This window comes from Streptomyces sp. NPDC094143, assembly GCF_040303825.1.
GTDB lineage: Bacteria > Actinomycetota > Actinomycetes > Streptomycetales > Streptomycetaceae > Streptomyces.
This window is the reverse complement of the sequence record NZ_JBEOTZ010000059.1, coordinates 11188-28600: the sequence shown is the minus strand read 5'-3', so window position 1 is coordinate 28600 and position 17413 is coordinate 11188. Positions and strand designations below refer to the sequence as shown.

The following is a 17413-nucleotide window of genomic DNA, read 5'->3' as shown; positions in this document are numbered from 1 at the left end:
TGGCGAGGATGCCGGAGCCGTTGTTGGTGCCGTCGATCCGGACATCGGTGATCTTCACGCCCGGCCCGCCGCGTCGGCCGGCCGGCCGTTGGTGCGCGGTGCGCACCGGAAAACCCGATCGAGCCCCCGGCCCGTTCGCGGTAACGTTCCTGGTGTTCCTGCCGTATTGACAGCGCAGGGCCATCGATCCCGTACCGGCGGGTCATCCGGACACACATGTACGTGGGGACTCTGTCCTTCGACCTGCTTCTCGGCGACGTACGGTCGCTGAAGGAGAAGCGCTCCGTCGTCCGTCCCATCGTCGCCGAGCTCCAGCGCAAGTACGCGGTGAGCGCGGCCGAGGTGGACCACATGGACCTCCACCGCAGGGCGGTCATCGGCCTCGCGTTGGTGTCCGGTGACGCGGGGCACCTGAGCGAGGTACTCGACCGGTGCGAACGGCTGGTCGCCGCCCGCCCCGAAGTGGAGCTGCTGTCCGTCAGGCGGCGCTTCCACGGCGAAGACGACTGACGAACCGAGAACGAACCGGACAGGAAAGAACGGGAGACGGACCAGTGGCCGACAACGCGCGGGCTAAGAGGCTGGCGGACCTCATCCGAGAGGTGGTGGCCCAGAAGCTGCAGCGCGGGATCAAGGACCCGCGGCTCGGCTCGCACGTCACCATCACGGACACCCGGGTCACGGGTGACCTCAGGGAGGCGACCGTCTTCTACACCGTGTACGGGGACGACGAGGAGCGCGCGGCGGCCGCCGCCGGCCTGGAGAGCGCCAAGGGCGTCCTGCGCTCCGAGGTGGGCCGGGCCGCCGGGGTGAAGTTCACGCCGACCCTGACCTTCGTCATGGACGCCCTCCCGGACACCGCCCGGAACATCGAGGACCTCCTCAACAAGGCGCGCCAGTCCGACGAGAAGGTGCGCGAGGCGTCCGCCGGGGCGAAGTACGCCGGTGACGCCGACCCGTACCGCAAGCCGGACGAGGACGACGAGACGGACGACACCGCCGAATGACCCAGAAGCACTCCACGCCCGACGGCCTCGTCATCGTCGACAAGCCGTCGGGCTTCACTTCGCACGACGTCGTCGCCAAGATGCGCGGCATCGCCCGGACACGACGCGTCGGGCACGCCGGCACCCTCGACCCGATGGCGACGGGCGTCCTCGTCCTCGGCGTCGAGAGGGCCACCAAGCTCCTCGGCCACCTCGCGCTGACCGAGAAGGAGTACCTGGGCACCATCCGGCTCGGGCAGAACACCCTCACGGACGACGCCGAGGGGGAAATCACCTCCTCCACCGATGCCTCCGAGGTGACCCGCGAGGCCATCGACGCCGGCATCGCCAAGCTGACCGGCGACATCATGCAGGTGCCGTCCAAGGTCAGCGCCATCAAGATCAACGGCGTGCGCTCCTACAAGCGCGCCAGGGAGGGCGAGGAGTTCGAGATCCCCGCCCGGCCCGTGACGGTCTCCTCCTTCGGCGTGTACGACGTCCGGGACGCCGTCGCCGAGGACGGCACGCCCGTGCTCGACCTGGTCGTGTCGGTCGTCTGCTCCTCCGGTACGTACATCCGGGCCCTCGCCCGTGACCTGGGCGCCGACCTCGGTGTCGGCGGTCACCTCACCGCCCTGCGCCGCACCCGCGTCGGCCCCTACAAGCTGGACGCGGCCCGCACCCTGGACCAGCTCCAGCAGGAGCTGACCGTGATGCCGGTCGCCGAGGCCGCCGCGGCCGCGTTCTCCCGCTGGGACGTCGACGCGCGCCGTGCCAAGCTGCTGACCAACGGCGTGCGGCTGGAGATGCCCGACCAGTACGCGGGCTCCGGCCCGGTCGCCGTCTTCGACCCGGAGGGCCGCTTCCTCGCCCTCGTCGAGGAGCAGAAGGGCAAGGCGAAGAGCCTGGCCGTCTTCGGCTGACGGCCCGCCCCGGGCGGTCCGCCCGTGGAGCGGCGGTCACGGGGTACCTCCACTGCCGCCGCTCCACGGTCCCCCCTCGGTTCCCCCACCCCTAGGGTGTATCCAGCCGCCCCCGTCCGTTCACCCGTCCGTGCGGGCGCTCGGAGTGAACCGGGGGAGCGGAAGGGGGCGCTTTCGCGAGGCGATCTGTCCCGCTGATCATCCCGCCCCTAACGTCGAACACCAGGGCACGGGTGTACGGCGGGGAGGCTCGACGATGACGTCGCGGAACCGGTCCCGGGAGACGGACGACAGCGCACCGGACTCCCCGGGCCACCCCGGACCGGGGGAGTGCGCGGACCAGGCACCTCCGGACGAGGCGCTCGTGCGTATCCACGACCTGGCGGGCCGCCCGCGGGGCACCGGCTTCCTGGCCGACCACCACGGCACGCTCGTCACCAGCCACGAGGCCGTCGACGGCCTGCCCCGGCTCGTGCTGTACGGGGCGGGCGACCGCCGCCGGGTCGTGACCGCCGACGCGATCACGCCACTGCCCGCGCTCGGACTGGCCCTCGTCCGGACCGAGGGCCTCGGCGTGCCGCCGCTGCCCGTCACCGCCCGGCACGGGGCCGGGACCGGCACCTATGTGCGGATCGCCGCCGGCGGCTGGCGCGAGGCGCGGGTCCTGGGCGCGACCGGCGTGACGTACGCGGCCACGGACCGCTTCCACCACATCGACGGCGCGCTGGAGCTGGCGGTCGGCACGGCGGGGCGGGACGCGCTGCGGCTGGGCGGGGGAGCGGCCGGTGGTCCGGTGGTGGACGCCGTGACAGGAGCCGTCGTCGCCGTCCTCGGCACCGCGCTCCGCTCCGACCACCGAGACGTCGGGTTCGCCGTGCCCCTGCATCCGGGGGTCCCCGGGGTGGCGGGCCCGCTGGCCGACCTGCTCGCCGAGAACGCGGCGACGGTCCCCGCGTACGGGGACGACCTCAACCTGGCCGGAGTGCTGGAGCTGACCGGCGTCTCGGTGTGCCTGGACGGCCCGCCCCAGTCTCCCGGCCTCCCGGAACCGGTCGAACGGGCGGCGGTGGCAGCGGAGTTCAGCGCCTTCGCGTCGGGACCGGAGTCCGTCCTCGGTCTGGTCGGGGCGCCCGGCAGCGGCCGTACGACGGAACTCGCGGCGCTCGCGGCCCGGCGCGCACGCGGCGGACATCCCACGCTGTGGCTGCGCGGCTGCGACCTGCGGGAGGACGACACGTCGGTGGCGGACGCGGCCCGCCGGGCACTGACCCGGGCCGCCCCGGTGGTGGGCGCCGCGCGGGTTGCGTCTCCGGCCGCCTCGGGTGTAGCTGCCGCCAGGGCTGCGTCTCCGGCTGCCGCTGTGGCTCAGGCTGAGTCCCCGGCCGCCTCGGGTGCGGCTGCCGCGTGGGGCTCGTCTTCGACCGCCCCGGCCGCGGCGCGGGGTTCCTTTCCGTCCGTCCCGGCCGTGGCGCGCGGCTCGTCGGCAACCGTCCCGGCTGTGGGCGCCGCGCGGGTTGCGTCTTCGGCCGCCTCGGCTGCGGCTGCAGCTCAGGCTGAGGCCCCGGCTGCCTCGGCCGTGGTCGCCGCATGGGGCTTGTCTTGGGCTGCCTCGGCTGCGGCGGCTGCCACACGGGGCTCGTCTCCGTCCGTCCCGGCCGTGGCGCGGGGCTCGTCCGCAACCGTCCCGGCTGTGGGCGCCGCGCGGGCTGCGTCTCCGGCGTCAGCTGCCGCGCGGGTTGAGTCTCCGGTCGCCGTCGCGTCGGCTGCGTCCCCGGCCGGTCCCGGTGACCTCTCGCCTGAGCGTCTCGCCCACCGCGCTGCCTCTCTCGGCCGGCCCCTGCTGCTCCTGCTCGACGGTCCCGAGGAGATGCCGCCGGCCCTGGCCCGCCGGTTCGCCGACTGGGCGGACGGGACGCTGCGGTGGCTGCGCGAGACGGGTGTGCGGCTGGTGGTGGCGTGCCGGGCGGAGTACTGGGAGGAGGTCTTGGACCCGCTGCACCGGCCCGCGTGCGTGCCGCTCGGCGATCTCACCGAGGACGAGGCCCGGGAGGCCGGCGAGCGCCTCGGCATCCCGCGGAGCGCCCTGGCCGGCACGGACGCCCGGCATCCCCTCACGCTCCGTCTGCTCGCCGAGATCCGGGCCGCGCTCGATGACGCCCCGGAGCGGCCCGCCGCCACGCTCGACCGGAACGACGTCTTCGCCGCCTACGTGGACCTGATGGCCCTGCGGATCGCCACGCGCCTGGCCGCCGGCAACGGCCTGCGCGGCACCGCCGTACGCCGGCTGGCCGCGAAGGTCGCCGGGCAGGTGCACGAGGCCGCCCGGCGCAGTCTCGGCCCGGGGCTCGGGGACCTGGACCCGGAGGCGTTCGAGGCCGTGTTCCCCTGGGGAACCGCCCCGGAGCGTCTCGGCGGCGGCACCGGCTGGGCTTCGGCCGTGCTCGCCGAGGGCCTGCTCGTACCCTCCGGGCCGGGCTACCGCTTCGCCCACGAGGAGCTCGCCGACTGGCTCCACGGCCTGCACCTCGACCTCGACGAGGCCCTGCACGCCCTCGTCCAACGCCGCCGCCGGGACAAGCCGTCCCACCCCGTCCCGCACCACCGCATCGGACCCGTCGTCCAGGCCCTGCTCTGCCTCGAACGGCAGCAGGGCACCGGACCGCTGGCATCCCGCCTGGCCGGCCTGGTGCACGCCCTGGACGCCGACCCGGAGTCCTGGTGGGCCGCCCGGCTGCTGGCCGGGACGCTGGCGGCGGTGCCGGACGCCACGCCGTACACCGACGTGCTGCGGCTGCTCGCCGACCGGGTCGTGGCCTGGCGGCGGCAGGAGCGGCCCGTGCCGGACGTGCTCGGGCCGGACTTCTGGACCGGCCTCCGGCTGGCCGAAGGCGCCCGGTTCGGGCTGCTCGGACGGCTGGTGCACGCCGACGGACCGCCGTGCGAGGCCGGCCCCCGCTTCCTGGACGCCGTCGCACGGCTGCTGTCCGCCGACCCCGTCACCGTACAGCCGCAGCTCGTCCGCTGGTTCGACGACGAGCAGCCGCTGCCCGCCACCCCGCACGCGACCGTGGCCCTGGCCGCGCAGGCGCTGCTGCACACCCACCGCCACCGCGCCCTGGACGAACTGGTGGACGTGCTCGTCGACCGTGCGCACCGGCGGGCCGACGAACTGCTCGCGGTACTGGCCGAGGAGGAACCGTCGGCGCTGTGCCGCGCCACCGACCGGTGGGCACGCGACGAGCGGCCGGACCGGCGCGCCGCGGCGATGGCCCACGGGCTGCGCGTCGCCCCCCACGTCACCACCGGGGGCGACCGCGCCCTGCTGCGCTACGCGGCCCTCACCCTACTCGCCCGCCCGGCCGACCGCGCCCTGCACGGCGGTGCCCTCGCGCTCCTCGTCCAGGACCCGCACACCCGGGTCCGCTACCTGCCCCGGGCGCTGGAGCACTTCGCGGCGGGCGACCCGCACCTCCCGCCGGACGCGCTCGCCGGGGCCCTGCTCACCCACCCCGAACCGGTGCTCGGCGCCTTCGCGGCACGTCTGGAGCGGCCGGACGCGGACGAGGCGCTGCGGGCGCTCGCCGACGCCACCCCGCCCGGGCTGGCCCGGCCCGTCGCCGCGCTCGTCCGGCAGGCGGCGCAACGGCGACCGGAACTGGCCGGGCCGGTCGCCGCCTACGTGGACCAGCGGCTCGACCGCGGCCCCGCCGCCCGGGCCGTGCTCCTGCCCCTGGTCACCGGTCTGCTGGAGGGCGGCCCCGTGCGGCTGCGCTGCGCCCTCGCCGGCGTCCTCACGCCGCCCGGCATCCCCGCCTCCCGCCCGCTGCGCCGGGAACTGCGCGAGGCACTCCTGGCCCGCGAACACGACACCGACGTCCTGGACGCGCTGCTGCAGGCCGCCGCCCGCAACGGCGGCGACGACCTGCGCGACCTGGTCCACCGCATCGGCCTGCTCCTGGGCCGCACCCCCGAGGGCGCGGGCCGCTTCGACCGCGCCCTGGTCGACCTCGGACGGCACGTGCCCGGCTTCGCCGTCCGCGTGGCCGGCTGGCTCGCCGACGCGCCGGACGAGTGGGCGGCCCTGGTCGGGCCGAGCTCCCACCGGACGATCGAGAACCTGGCGGGCGTCCGCGTCCCGGCCTGACCGGCGGGTGCCGTGCGCCCGGTCACAGCCCCCATGCCGATGCGGGCGGCGGCGACCCGGCATGGCACCCTTAGACCTGCGTACGCGTCACCACGGACAACCGACCGGACACGGGTTCGACGAGCTTTTCGACAAGGAGCAGGCACAGTGCAGCGCTGGCGTGGCTTGGAGGACATCCCCCAGGACTGGGGGCGCAGCGTCGTCACCATCGGCTCCTACGACGGAGTCCACCGCGGACACCAGCTGATCATCCGGCATGCCGTGGACCGCGCCCGGGAGCTGGGCGTGCCCGCCGTCGTCGTCACCTTCGACCCGCACCCCAGCGAAGTGGTCCGCCCCGGCAGCCACCCGCCGCTGCTCGCCCCGCACCACCGCCGCGCCGAACTCATGGCGGACCTCGGCGTGGACGCGGTGCTCATCCTCCCCTTCACGACCGAGTTCTCGAAGCTGTCCCCGGCCGACTTCGTCGTCAAGGTGCTCGTCGACAAGCTGCACGCCAAGGCGGTCGTCGAGGGCCCCAACTTCCGCTTCGGCCACAAGGCCGCCGGCAACGTGGAGTTCCTCGCCACGCAGGGCAAGACCTACGACTTCGAGGTCGAGGTCGTCGACCTGTACGTGACGGGTGAGGCGGGCGGCGGGGAGCCGTTCTCCTCCACGCTGACGCGGCGTCTGGTCGCCGAGGGCGACGTCCAGGGCGCGGCGGAGATCCTGGGCCGGCCGCACCGGGTGGAGGGCGTCGTCGTCCGGGGCGCCCAGCGCGGGCGCGAACTGGGCTTCCCCACGGCCAACGTGGAGACGCTGCCGCACACCGCCATCCCGGCCGACGGCGTGTACGCGGGCTGGCTGCACGCGCAGGGCGAAGTGATGCCGGCGGCGATCTCCGTCGGCACGAACCCGCAGTTCGAGGGGACCGAGCGGACGGTGGAGGCGTATGCCATCGACCGGGTCGGGCTGGATCTGTACGGGCTGCATGTCGCGGTCGACTTCCTGGCGTTCGTGCGAGGGCAGGCCAAGTTCGACACGCTGGACGCGCTGCTGGAGCAGATGGGGCGGGACGTGCAGAAGTGCAGGGAGCTGGTGGCGGCCGACGAGGTTGCCTAGTTCGCTCGTGGGTCGTCTGCGGGTCCGTGAGGGCTGGTCGCGCAGTTGCCCGCGCCACTGAGGGACGTCGCCCAGTGGCAGGCGACCTGTGACTCTCCGCCCCCGCTCAGCACCTCCAGGTCCTGATGTCTGCACGCGTCCGACACGCCCGCCCGCTCCGCCTCGCCGCTCGCCAGGATCTGGCAGCGGGCGTGGAAGCGGCAGCCGGACGGCACGCGCGACGGATCCGGGGGTTCGCCGGTGAGGATCACCGGGGCGCCCGGGGCCTCCGGGAGGACCGACAGCAGGGCCTGGGTGTAGGGGTGCCGGGGGGCCGTCAGGACCTGTTCCACCGCCCCCGTCTCCACGATCCGGCCCAGGTACATCACGGCCACCCGGTCGGCGATGTTCCAGGCCAGGCCCAGATCGTGCGTGACGACCAGCGCGGACAGACCCAGCTCCGTGCGCAGCCGGAGCAGCAGGGCGAGGATCTCGCCGCGTACCGAGGCGTCGAGGGAGGCCACCGGCTCGTCCGCGACGAGGAGTTCGGGTCCCAGGACGAGTGCGCCCGCGATGACGACCCGCTGGCGCTGCCCGCCGGACAGTTCGTGCGGGTAGCGCAGGAAGAAGCGCTCCGGGGGACGCAGGCCGGCCCGGGACAGGGCCTCGGCGACCGCCGTGCGTTCGTCGCCCGGGAAGCCGTGGATGCGCAGACCCTCGGCGACGGCGTCGTACACCGTGTGCCGGGGGTTGAGGGAGCCGCTCGGGTCCTGCAGGACCAGCTGGACACGCTTGCGGTAGGCCTTCAGGGAGCGGCTCGAGTACTCCAGGGGGCGGCCGTCGAAGGCCACCCGGCCCGCCGTGGGTTTCACCAGGCCCAGCAGACTGCGGGCCAGGGTCGTCTTGCCGCAGCCGGACTCGCCGACGAGCGCGACGATCTCGCCGGGGCGGATGTCGAGGTCGACGCCGTCCACCGCGCGGGCCCGGGGGCCGCCGTGCCGGCCGGGGAAGGCGACGTGCAGGCCCTGGGCGCTCAGCAGCGGGGCCGTGGTGACCTCGGGGGCCGTGGGGGAGAGGGTCATGGCGTGCCGGGCCTCGCTTCCTGCAGCGCTTCCGGATCCTGCTCCGCCTGAGACTCGTCCGGCGGCCCGACCAGCACGCACGCCGCCCGGCGCTCCGGCCCCGCCTCCCGCAGCACCGGGTCCTGCTCGGCGCACGACTCCAGCGCCACCGGGCAGCGCGGGTGGAACGTGCACCCGGACGGCAGCGCGGCCGGGTCGGGCGGGTCGCCCGCCAGCCCCTGCGGCGCGAACCGGGAGGCCGGGTCGCCGATGCGCGGGAACGCGGCCGACAGGGCCCTGGCGTACGGGTGCCGGGCGTCCTCGTACACCTGGGCCGCCGGGCCCTCCTCGACCACCCGGCCCGCGTACATCACCGCCAGCCGGTCGCAGGTGTCGGCCAGGACGGCCAGGTCGTGGCTGATCATGATCAGGCCCAGGTCCTGGTCCGCGACCAGCTGCTCGATGAGCCGCAGGATCTGGGCCTGGATCATCACGTCGAGCGCGGTGGTCGGCTCGTCGGCGATGACCAGGCGCGGGTCGCAGGCCAGGGCCATGGCGATCATGACGCGCTGGCGCTGGCCGCCGGACAGCTCGTGCGGGTAGGCGTCGGCGCGGGCCGCGGGCAGGCCGACCTGCTCCAGCAGCTCGCCGGTCCTCGTCTTCGCCCCGGCCCGGGTCGCCTTCCGGTGCAGCAGGATCGGCTCGGCGATCTGGTCGCCGATGCGGTGCACGGCGTTCAGGGAGTGCATCGCGCCCTGGAAGACGACGGAGGCCCCGGCCCAGCGCACCGCCCGCACCCGGCCCCACTTCATGGTCAGCACGTCCTCGCCGTCGAGCAGGACCTCCCCGGTGACGCGGGTCCCGGCCGGCAGCAGCCGCAGCAGGGCCAGCGCCAGCGTCGACTTGCCGCAGCCGGACTCCCCGGCCAGGCCGAGCTTGCGGCCCGCGTCCAGGCGCAGGTCCACCCCGCGCACGGCGGCCGCGCCGCCCGGATACGTCACGGTCAGGTTCCTGACGTCGAGCAGACTCAACGCGACACCCCCAGCCTGGGGTTGAGGACGGACTCCACGGCCCGTCCGCACAGCGTGAACGCCAGCGCCACCACGGCGATGGCGATGCCCGGCGGCACCAGGTACCACCAGTCCCCGGCACTGACCGCGCCCGCCTCCCGGGCGTCCTGGAGCAGACCGCCCCACGAGACGACCGTCGGATCGCCGAGGCCGAGGAAGGCCAGCGTCGCCTCGGCGAGGATGGCCGAGGAGATGATCAGGGTCGTCTGGGCCAGCACCAGCGGCATCACGTTGGGCAGGACGTGCCGGGACATGACGTGCCAGTGGCCGCCGCCGAGCGCCTTCGCCCGTTCGATGTACGGCCGGGTCTCCACGGCGAGGGTCTGCGCGCGCACCAGACGGGCTGTGGTCGGCCAGGTGGTGACGCCGATCGCGACGACGATCGTGGTCAGCGAGCGGGACATGACGGTCGCCAGGGCGATCGCGAGCACCAGCGTCGGCATGACCAGGAACCAGTCGGTCACCCGCATCAGCACCGTCGCGTACCAGCCCTTGAAATGCCCGGCCGTGACCCCGATCAGCGTGCCGATCGCCACCGACAGCACGGCCGCGAGCAGCCCCACCAGCAGCGACACCCGCGCGCCCCAGATCACCAGGCCCAGCAGGTCCCGCCCGAACTGGTCGGTGCCGAGCGGGAACTCGGTGCTCGGGCTCTGCATCGGACGACCGGGAGCCTCCGTCACGCTGCTCACGTCGGAGCCCACGAACAGCGGTGCCAACAGCGCCAGCAGCGCGCACAGGGCGAGCACGGCCAGGCCGTACAGCCCCGCCCGTTCGGCACGGTACCGCCGCCAGAAGCGGGCGACCGAGGCCCGGCGGCGCTGCCGGGCCAGGGCGCGCGGGCTCGGGGCCGTGCCGGTCGACGTCGTCATCGGGCCACCCGGGGGTCGAGCAGCGGATAGACCAGGTCGGCGAGGGTGTTCATGAGGATCACCGCGGCGGCGAACACGAAGAACAGGCCCTGCACCAGCGGCAGGTCGGGCACGCTCAGCGCCTGGTAGAACAGCCCGCCCAGGCCCGGCCAGGAGAACACGGTCTCCACCAGGATCACGCCCGCCACCGTCCGTCCGAGGTTGATGAAGATCAGCGTCACGGTCGGCAGCAGCGCGTTCGGCACGGCGTGCCGACGGCGTACGAGGTCGTCCCGCAGGCCCTTGGCCCGCGCGGTCGTCAGATAGTCGCTGCCCATCTCGTCCAGCAGCGCCGACCGCGTGACCAGCAGCGTCTGCCCGTACTCCACCGCCACCAGCGTCACCACCGGCAGCACCAGATGGTGCGCCACGTCCAGGAGGTAGGCGAAGCCCTCCTCGCCGCCCGACTCCATGCCGCCGGTCGGGAACAGGCCCGGCAGTGGACCGATGCCCACCGACAGCACGATGATCAGCAGCAGCCCCAGCCAGAAGGACGGGATCGAGTACAGGGTCAGGGCGAGGCCGGTGTTGACCCGGTCGCCGAGTCCACCGCGCCGCCATGCCGAGCGCGTGCCCAGGAAGATGCCGAGCACGGTGTACAGGACGAAGGCCGTGCCGGTGAGCAGCAGGGTGTTGGACAGCGCCTCGGTGATCTTGTCGACCACGGGCGCGCGGAACTGGTACGACGTGCCGAAGTCGCCGGTGAGCGCCTTGCCGCAGTAGTCGGTGAACTGCCGCCACAGGGGCAGGTCGAGGCCGAACTCCTCACGGTAGGCGGCCAGCTGCTCGGCCGAGACCTGGCGGCCGCCGGTCATGGTCTTCACCGGGTCACCGGGGATCAGCCGGAAGAGGAAGAAGCTGGTGACGAGGACGGCCAGCAGCGACACGGCCGCGCCGGCCACCTTGCCGGCCAGGTACCGCGGGTACGCGGAGCGCTTGCGCACCCGCGGCCCCGGCGCCGGCTGCCTGTCCTCGACCAGCGCGGGCGTCGTGTCGGCGGTCATGAGCGCCCGGTCACTCACGGTCGTCGGCACCGGCCCGGCGGCGCACCGCCACGACCGTGCCGAGGCCGATCAGCAGGACGAGGCTCGTGGCGACGACGGCCACGACGGCCGTGGACGAACCGCCGGAGGAGTCGCCGGTCTCCGCCGGGACCGCCGACCACCAGCTCCAGTAGCCGTCCTGACCGTAGATGTTCCCCGCCTTCGCCGGCATCGTCGTGATCGACTCGATCTGGTCCGTCCGGTAGGCCTCGACCGCGTTCGGGTACGCCATGACGTTCATGTACCCGAGGTCGTACAGCCGCGACTCCATCTGCTTGACGATGTCCGCCCGTTTGGCGGGGTCGTACTCGGCGAGCTGGCGGGCGTAGAGCTCGTCGTACTTCTTGTCGCAGATGAAGTTGTCGGTGGCGCCGGTGTCCTCGGGGGTCGCCGGGAGCGCGCCGCAGGTGTGGATGGAGAGCACGAAGTCCGGGTCCGGGTTGACCGACCAGCCGTCGAAGGCCAGGTCGTAGGTGCCGGCGAGCCAGGGGTCGGTCACGTTGTCCAGGCAGTTGAGCCGGACGCCGATGCCGAGCTTGCCCCACCACTCCTGGAGGTACTTGCCGACCGCCTTGTCGTTGGGGTCGGTGGCGTGGCACAGCACCCGGTACGTGAGGGGCTTGCCGTCCTTGCCGACGCGCTTGCCGTCGCCGTTCTTCCGGTAGCCGGCCCGGTCGAGCAGCTGGGCCGCCTTCGCCGGGTCGTAGGCCAGCTTCTGGCTCGCGGACGGTTTCCAGAAGTAGTCCTGGAAGCGCGGCGGGATGTAGCCCTCGCCCTCGACGGCGTGGCCCCGGAACACCTTGTCGATGACGGCCTCGCGGTCGACGGCCATGAACAGCGCGTTGCGCACCCGCCGGTCCAGCAGGGACGGGTGTCCGTCGCCGAACTTCTCACCGTTCCTGGCCTTCGCGCCCGGGTTGGTGGCGAGGGCGTAGAAGCGGCGGCCGGGCGCGTCGTTCACCCGGATGTTCTCCGCGCCCTCGAGGGACTCAGCCTGGGCGGGCGTCAGGGACGGCGACCCGGCGACGAACGACACCTCGCCCTTGCGCAGCGCCGAGACGGCCGCGTCCTGGTCCTTGTAGTAGCGGAAGACCAGCTCGTCGAACTTCGGCGCCCCGCGCCAGAACGTCTTGTTGGCCTTGAGACGGACGTAGCTGTCGGCCTTGTACCCGGTCAGCACGAACGGCCCGTTGCCCACCACAGGGAAGCTCTTGTCGTTGTTGAACTCGGAGAAGTCCGAGACCTTCTCCCACACGTGCTTCGGCACGATCGGCACGTCGAGCGCGGTCATCGTGGCCTGCGGCTTCTTCAGCTCGATGACCAGCTTGGTGGGGCTCGGCGCCGTCACCTTCTCGAAGTTCCCGACATAGCTGCCGTTCGCGGTGGCCGCGCCGTCGTCCGTCATCATCTTGTTGAACGTCCAGGCCGCGTCCTCGGCGGTGGCCTGGACGCCGTCCGACCACTTCGAGTTCGAGCGGATCGTGTACGTCCAGGTGAGCTTGTCCGGCGACGCCTCCCACTTGGTGGCCAGGCCCGGTACCGCGTGGTTGTCCTTGGGGTCGTAGTTCGTCAGGTACTCGTACATGAGCCGGTGGATGCTCGTGCTGAGCAGCCGGACCGCCAGGAACGGGCTGAGCGAGTCCACGCTCTGCGCGACCGCGACGGTCAGCACCTTCTTGCCGCCGTCGGCCGCCCGGGCCTGCCGGGGCGCCGGGTCGAGCGGGGTCGCGAGCCCGGCGGTGAGGGTGAGCGCGGCCGCCCCGGCCACGGCGACGAGCCTGAGGCCGCGCGGGAGGCTGTGTGTCTGATCGTTCGTGCCCATGGTCGGACCTCGCGTCATCGCTCGGACGGGAAGGACGGGTTGATCAGCTGTCAGTGGATGCTGAGTGTGTATCAGCGGCCGTCTCCACCCGTCAACGGCACGTTCACCCCTTGTGGCCTGCGGAAATAACAAATTGGCGAGCTTTCCGCGCCCATTGGTGGAGACCACTGACGCGCCCCTGGCCAGGGCCTGGCAACGGATTTCGCCCTCGTCGGCCCCGGAACGCGCGCCGGCCCGCGCCGAGTGCGAGCGGCGCGGGCCGGAGACGGGACCGGCCCCTCGAAAGGGGCCGACCGGGTGAGGCGATTACTGCGTCGGGGGAGGGGGCGGCGCGGTCTGCCCCTGCGGGTCGGGCTGCCCGGGATGACCGGGCTGCCCCGGCTGCGGGTAGCCGTAGCCCGGCTGCGGAGGGACGGCCGGGGGCTGACCGGGCTGTCCCGGCTGCGGGTAGGGCGGCCGGCCCGCGGCCTGCGGGTACGGCTGTTGTCCCGGCTGGGGGTAGGGCTGCCCGGGCTGGGGGTACGGCTGTCCCGGCTGCTGGAACTGCTGGTGCGGGTACGGGCCCGGCTGCTGCTGTCCCGGGTACGGAGGCTGGCCGGGCAGGTGCTGGCCCGGCAGCGGCGGGGCGGCGACCGGCGGCGGGTTGCCGTCGGAGGTCCACAGCCCGTGCGACTGCTGGTGGCGGACGAAGTCCTCGGCGACCATCGCCGCGAGGTTGAAGTACGCCTCCCGCACCTTCGGCCGCATCATGTCGAGGTCGACCTCCGCACCGGCGGCGAGGTGCTCGTCGAACGGCACGACGATGACGCCCCGGCAGCGCGTCTCGAAGTGCGCCACGATGTCCTCGACCTTGATCATCTTGCCGGTCTCGCGGACCCCGGAGATGACGGTGAGGGACCGCGAGACGAGGTCGGCGTACCCGTGCGCCGACAGCCAGTCCAGCGTGGTGCTCGCGCTGCTCGCCCCGTCCACGGACGGCGTGGAGATGATGATGAGCTGGTCCGCGAGGTCGAGGACCCCGCGCATGGCGCTGTAGAGCAGACCGGTACCGGAGTCGGTCAGGATGATCGGGTACTGCTTGCCCAGCACGTCGATCGCGCGCCGGTAGTCCTCGTCGTTGAACGTCGTGGACACGGCCGGGTCGACGTCGTTGGCGATGATCTCCAGCCCGGACGGCGCCTGGGACGTGAACCGCCGGATGTCCATGTACGAGTTGAGGTACGGGATCGCCTGGACGAGGTCACGGATGGTCGCCCCGGTCTCCCGGCGGACCCGGCGCCCGAGGGTGCCCGCGTCCGGGTTGGCGTCGATCGCGAGGATCTTGTCCTGCCGCTCGGTGGCGAGCGTGGAGCCGAGCGCGGTGGTGGTGGTCGTCTTGCCGACACCGCCCTTGAGGCTGATCACCGCGATCCGGTAGCAGGACAGCACCGGCGTGCGGATCAGCTCGAGCTTGCGCTGCCGCTCGGCCTCCTCCTTCTTGCCGCCGATCTTGAACCGCCCGCCACCGGCGGCCGGACGGCTGCTCTTCGCCTTCTGCTTCTTGCTGTTGAGCAGCCGGTCGGAGGACAACTCCACGGCAGCGGTGTAACCGAGCGGCGCGGCCCCGGGGTTGGTGGGCTGCCGCTGATCGTGCTGGATGGGCTGCGGCCAGGCGGCACCGGTGCGGGGATCGACGGGGGGCTGGGGCTGCCCGGGCTGCCCGGGCTGAACCGGCGGCTGCTGGGCACCGGGGTGCGGAGGCTGGGCCTGCGGGGGCACGGCGGGCCGGGGGTGCGGCTGCTGAGCCGGGGGCTGGGGGAAGCCGTAGCCGCCCTGGGGGTGCGGCGCCGCCGGGGCGGGAGCACCGGGGCCGGGCTGCGGGAACCCGTATCCGCCGTGCGCGTCGGGCACGGGGCTGGGGGCGGGCGGGGTGTCCGACTGCTGGGCCGGGGGCATGCCCGGCGGCTGCGGCTGCGGCTGCGGCTGCGGCTGGGGCTGCGGGCTGGCGGGAGCGCCGGGGTGCGGGAAGCCGTAGCCGGCCTGGGCGTGCGGGGCGGCCGGGGCGGGTGCTCCCGGGTGCGGGAAGCCGTATGCGCCGGGCTGGGGGGCGGGCTGAGCGGGCGGCTGGCTCGGCGGTGCGGGCGTGCCCGGCTGGTTCCAGGCGGCGGGCGCGGGCTGCGGCGCATGCGGCTGGAACGGCGGCTGCTGGGCGGGCACCGACGGCTGAGGCGGCACCGGACCCTGTCCCTGAGCCGCGGTCGGCTGGGGCTGGGGCCGCGCGTCCGTGGGCTGGGCCGGCGGCTGCGGCTGCTGCTGAGGTTGGGCCGGCCACTCGCTCGCCGGTGCCGGAGCGGCCGGCTGGTACGACGGCGGCAGCGGCGGCACACCTTGCGGGGCCGGGGGAGTCCACGCCGGCTGGGAGCCGGACGGCTCCGCCCCTGCGGCGTCCTGCGGCGCGCCTTCGCCGTCGCCGTCCTTGTCCTCGACCTCGGAAGCGGGAGCGGCCTCGGCGGGCGCGGCGTCCGAAGGCTCGGCGCCGCCGGAGTCGGAGGGGCCGGCGTCCTGGACGTCGGCCGCGTCGGCGGCAGCGGGGGGCGCATCCGCAGGCACGGCATCGGCCGGGCCCGCGTCATCCGCACCACTCTCTGCGGGAACGGCGTCTGCGGGAAGGGGGTCTGCGGACGCGGCGTTTGCGGGCGCGGCGTCCGCAGGAACAGCGTCCGCGGGCGCGGCGTCCTCGGGAACAGTGTCCGCAGGAACAGCGTCCTCGGGAACGGCGTCGACCGGCACCGCGTCCGTCGCCACCGTCTCCTCCGGGAGGGCGTCTTGAGGCTCGGCGACCTGAAGCTCGGCGTTCTCCGAGGTCGGCTCGTCGCTCTCCGCCCCCGGGACGTCCTCATCCGCGGTGTCGTCCGCCGGGCCGGTCACCGCTGGTTCCGCGTCCTCCGAGCCGGCATCACCGGAATCCGCGCTGTCCGCAGGGTCGCCCGCGCCGGACACGTCCACGGCATCCGCCGTTTCCTCCGCGCCGCCGGACACAACGCCCTCGTCCGTGGCGGAAACGGTCTCCGCGGCCCGGCCCTCGTCGGCCGAGTCCGACGGCGACTCGGCCGCAGCGGCGCGCTCCGCGATCTCCCGCTTCAGCGCGACGGCGGAGAAGCGCATGGTGGCACCGCTCTCCAGGTCACCGTCGCCGGACTCGCCGGACTCGCCGGACTCAGCGGACTCAGTGTCATCGGAGGCCGGAGTTGCGGGAGCAGCCGGAGGCGTCTTTGGCGGAGCGGGCGGCGTCCACTGCCCCTGGTACCCACCGACCGGGATGTGCGGCACAGCCGTAGGAGAGGCCGGTTCGGCAGCGGGTTCCTCCGTCCGCCCGTCGGACGAGCCGGACTGGGCCCCCTGCGGCTCGAACCCCATCGGAAGCCTGGGAACGCCGGACGGCCCCCCGACAGATGGCGCGGGAGGCGTGAAGGGCGCACCCGGAGCGGGCGCGGGAGGCGTGAACGGGGCGCCGGGAGCGGGCGGAGGCGCAGGCGGTGTGAAGGGCGCCCCGGGCGCCGGAGCCGGCCCCGGAAGGGGTGAGTGCGACGGACCACCGGAACCCGACGGACCACCGGAAGCCGACGGCCCCGCAGAAGGAACAGGCGGATACGCGTAACCCCCGGAGGGATTCGCGTGCGGCGGCGGAGTCAGACCGGGCAGCGGCGGAACCGGCCCCTTCGGCGCACCAGCACCAGCACCCGCACCCCCACCGGCGGCAGCACCCCCACCCCCACCGGCGGCTCCCGAAGCGCTCGACTCCCCGGACGGCGCCCCGGAGTTCGACCCCGAACTCCCCGAGGCGTTCTGCGTGTACCAGGCGGGCGGCGCGTAGTCGATGGTGAACTCGCCCGTCACCTCTGCCGCGGACTCCGCGTCGGGCTGGTCATCGCCGGGTGTCGCCCAGCCCCCGCGGATCCCGTCCCGATCGCTGCTCACAGTGTTCCTCCTGGTGTGGTCGAGCACCCTCATGCCGTGCTGGGGCGACCCTTGCTTGTCGTCCGACGTCGTGCGAAGCCGTGCGAAGTCGTATGAGGCGTATCGAGGTCGTCCGAGGCAGTCCGATCCACAAACTCCCCCGTGTTCCCCCTGGGGCACCGGCGCCCGCTCCACCGTTTCCGGCGCAGCGCCCCGTCCCAGCCTAATCACCACAAGCCCCGCCCCGGCAGGCCCGTCCACCCCCGAGCATCCGTCCGCCGCGTCACAACCTGCCCAGAAGGTGCCCCGAAGTGACGTACGCGGCACACACGTTGAGGAACAAAAGGGGGCGACAGACGTGAAGAACCCGGACCTCCTCGCCCAAGCGTCGTCACCAACCCCCCTGCGAAACCCGACGAGGGGCGGCCGTCCACCGG

11 protein-coding genes are annotated in these 17413 nt (G+C 73.8%); 5 read left to right on the top strand and 6 right to left on the bottom strand.

The genetic code is table 11. The annotated features are described in order from the left end of the window. The first annotated feature begins 216 nt into the window (after positions 1-216). The 5 genes from ABTZ58_RS37245 to ABTZ58_RS37225 all read left to right on the top strand — a co-directional run bounded on the left by ABTZ58_RS37245 (position 217) and on the right by ABTZ58_RS37225 (position 7154). Entirely contained in the window at positions 217-510 is a 294-nt protein-coding gene (locus ABTZ58_RS37245) for a DUF503 domain-containing protein (protein ID WP_010042759.1), read from the top strand. A gap of 44 nt (positions 511-554) precedes the next feature. Next, positions 555-1007 (top strand): 30S ribosome-binding factor RbfA, encoded by a 453-nt coding sequence (rbfA, locus tag ABTZ58_RS37240; protein WP_309094365.1) that lies wholly within the window; start codon positions 555-557, stop codon positions 1005-1007. Next, a complete protein-coding gene (truB, locus tag ABTZ58_RS37235; RefSeq protein ID WP_351367043.1) occupies positions 1004-1909 on the top strand; it encodes a tRNA pseudouridine(55) synthase TruB in 906 nt (301 codons plus the stop codon). Before rbfA ends, truB begins: the two co-directional genes overlap by 4 nt. A gap of 256 nt (positions 1910-2165) precedes the next feature. Then, positions 2166-6053 (top strand): trypsin-like peptidase domain-containing protein, encoded by a 3888-nt coding sequence (locus ABTZ58_RS37230; RefSeq protein WP_351367040.1) that lies wholly within the window; start codon positions 2166-2168, stop codon positions 6051-6053. 147 nt (positions 6054-6200) lie between these two features. Next, complete coding sequence (locus ABTZ58_RS37225; protein ID WP_351367037.1) at positions 6201-7154, top strand: bifunctional riboflavin kinase/FAD synthetase; 954 nt, start codon at positions 6201-6203, stop codon at positions 7152-7154. Here the strand turns inward: ABTZ58_RS37225 and ABTZ58_RS37220 are convergent. From ABTZ58_RS37220 to ABTZ58_RS37195, 6 genes are all read right to left on the bottom strand, one after another. Further along, positions 7151-8215, bottom strand: a complete 1065-nt coding sequence (locus tag ABTZ58_RS37220; RefSeq protein WP_351367034.1) for an ABC transporter ATP-binding protein — start codon at positions 8213-8215, stop codon at positions 7151-7153. The two genes, ABTZ58_RS37225 and ABTZ58_RS37220, sit on opposite strands and share 4 nt — an antisense overlap. Further along, entirely contained in the window at positions 8212-9225 is a 1014-nt protein-coding gene (locus tag ABTZ58_RS37215; protein WP_351367031.1) for an ABC transporter ATP-binding protein, read from the bottom strand. The genes ABTZ58_RS37220 and ABTZ58_RS37215 overlap by 4 nt, the downstream gene beginning before the upstream one ends. After that, positions 9222-10136 (bottom strand): ABC transporter permease, encoded by a 915-nt coding sequence (locus ABTZ58_RS37210; protein WP_351367028.1) that lies wholly within the window; start codon positions 10134-10136, stop codon positions 9222-9224. The genes ABTZ58_RS37215 and ABTZ58_RS37210 overlap by 4 nt, the downstream gene beginning before the upstream one ends. After that, a complete protein-coding gene (locus ABTZ58_RS37205; RefSeq protein WP_351367026.1) occupies positions 10133-11179 on the bottom strand; it encodes an ABC transporter permease in 1047 nt (348 codons plus the stop codon). Before ABTZ58_RS37205 ends, ABTZ58_RS37210 begins: the two co-directional genes overlap by 4 nt. A gap of 10 nt (positions 11180-11189) precedes the next feature. Beyond that, entirely contained in the window at positions 11190-13040 is a 1851-nt protein-coding gene (locus ABTZ58_RS37200; RefSeq protein ID WP_351367023.1) for an ABC transporter substrate-binding protein, read from the bottom strand. Positions 13041-13346: 306 nt separating this feature from the next. Beyond that, positions 13347-17030 carry an SCO5717 family growth-regulating ATPase gene (locus ABTZ58_RS37195; protein WP_502996196.1) on the bottom strand — a complete coding sequence of 1228 codons (3684 nt, stop codon included), beginning with the start codon at positions 17028-17030 and terminating at the stop codon, positions 13347-13349. Positions 17031-17413 lie beyond the last annotated feature (383 nt).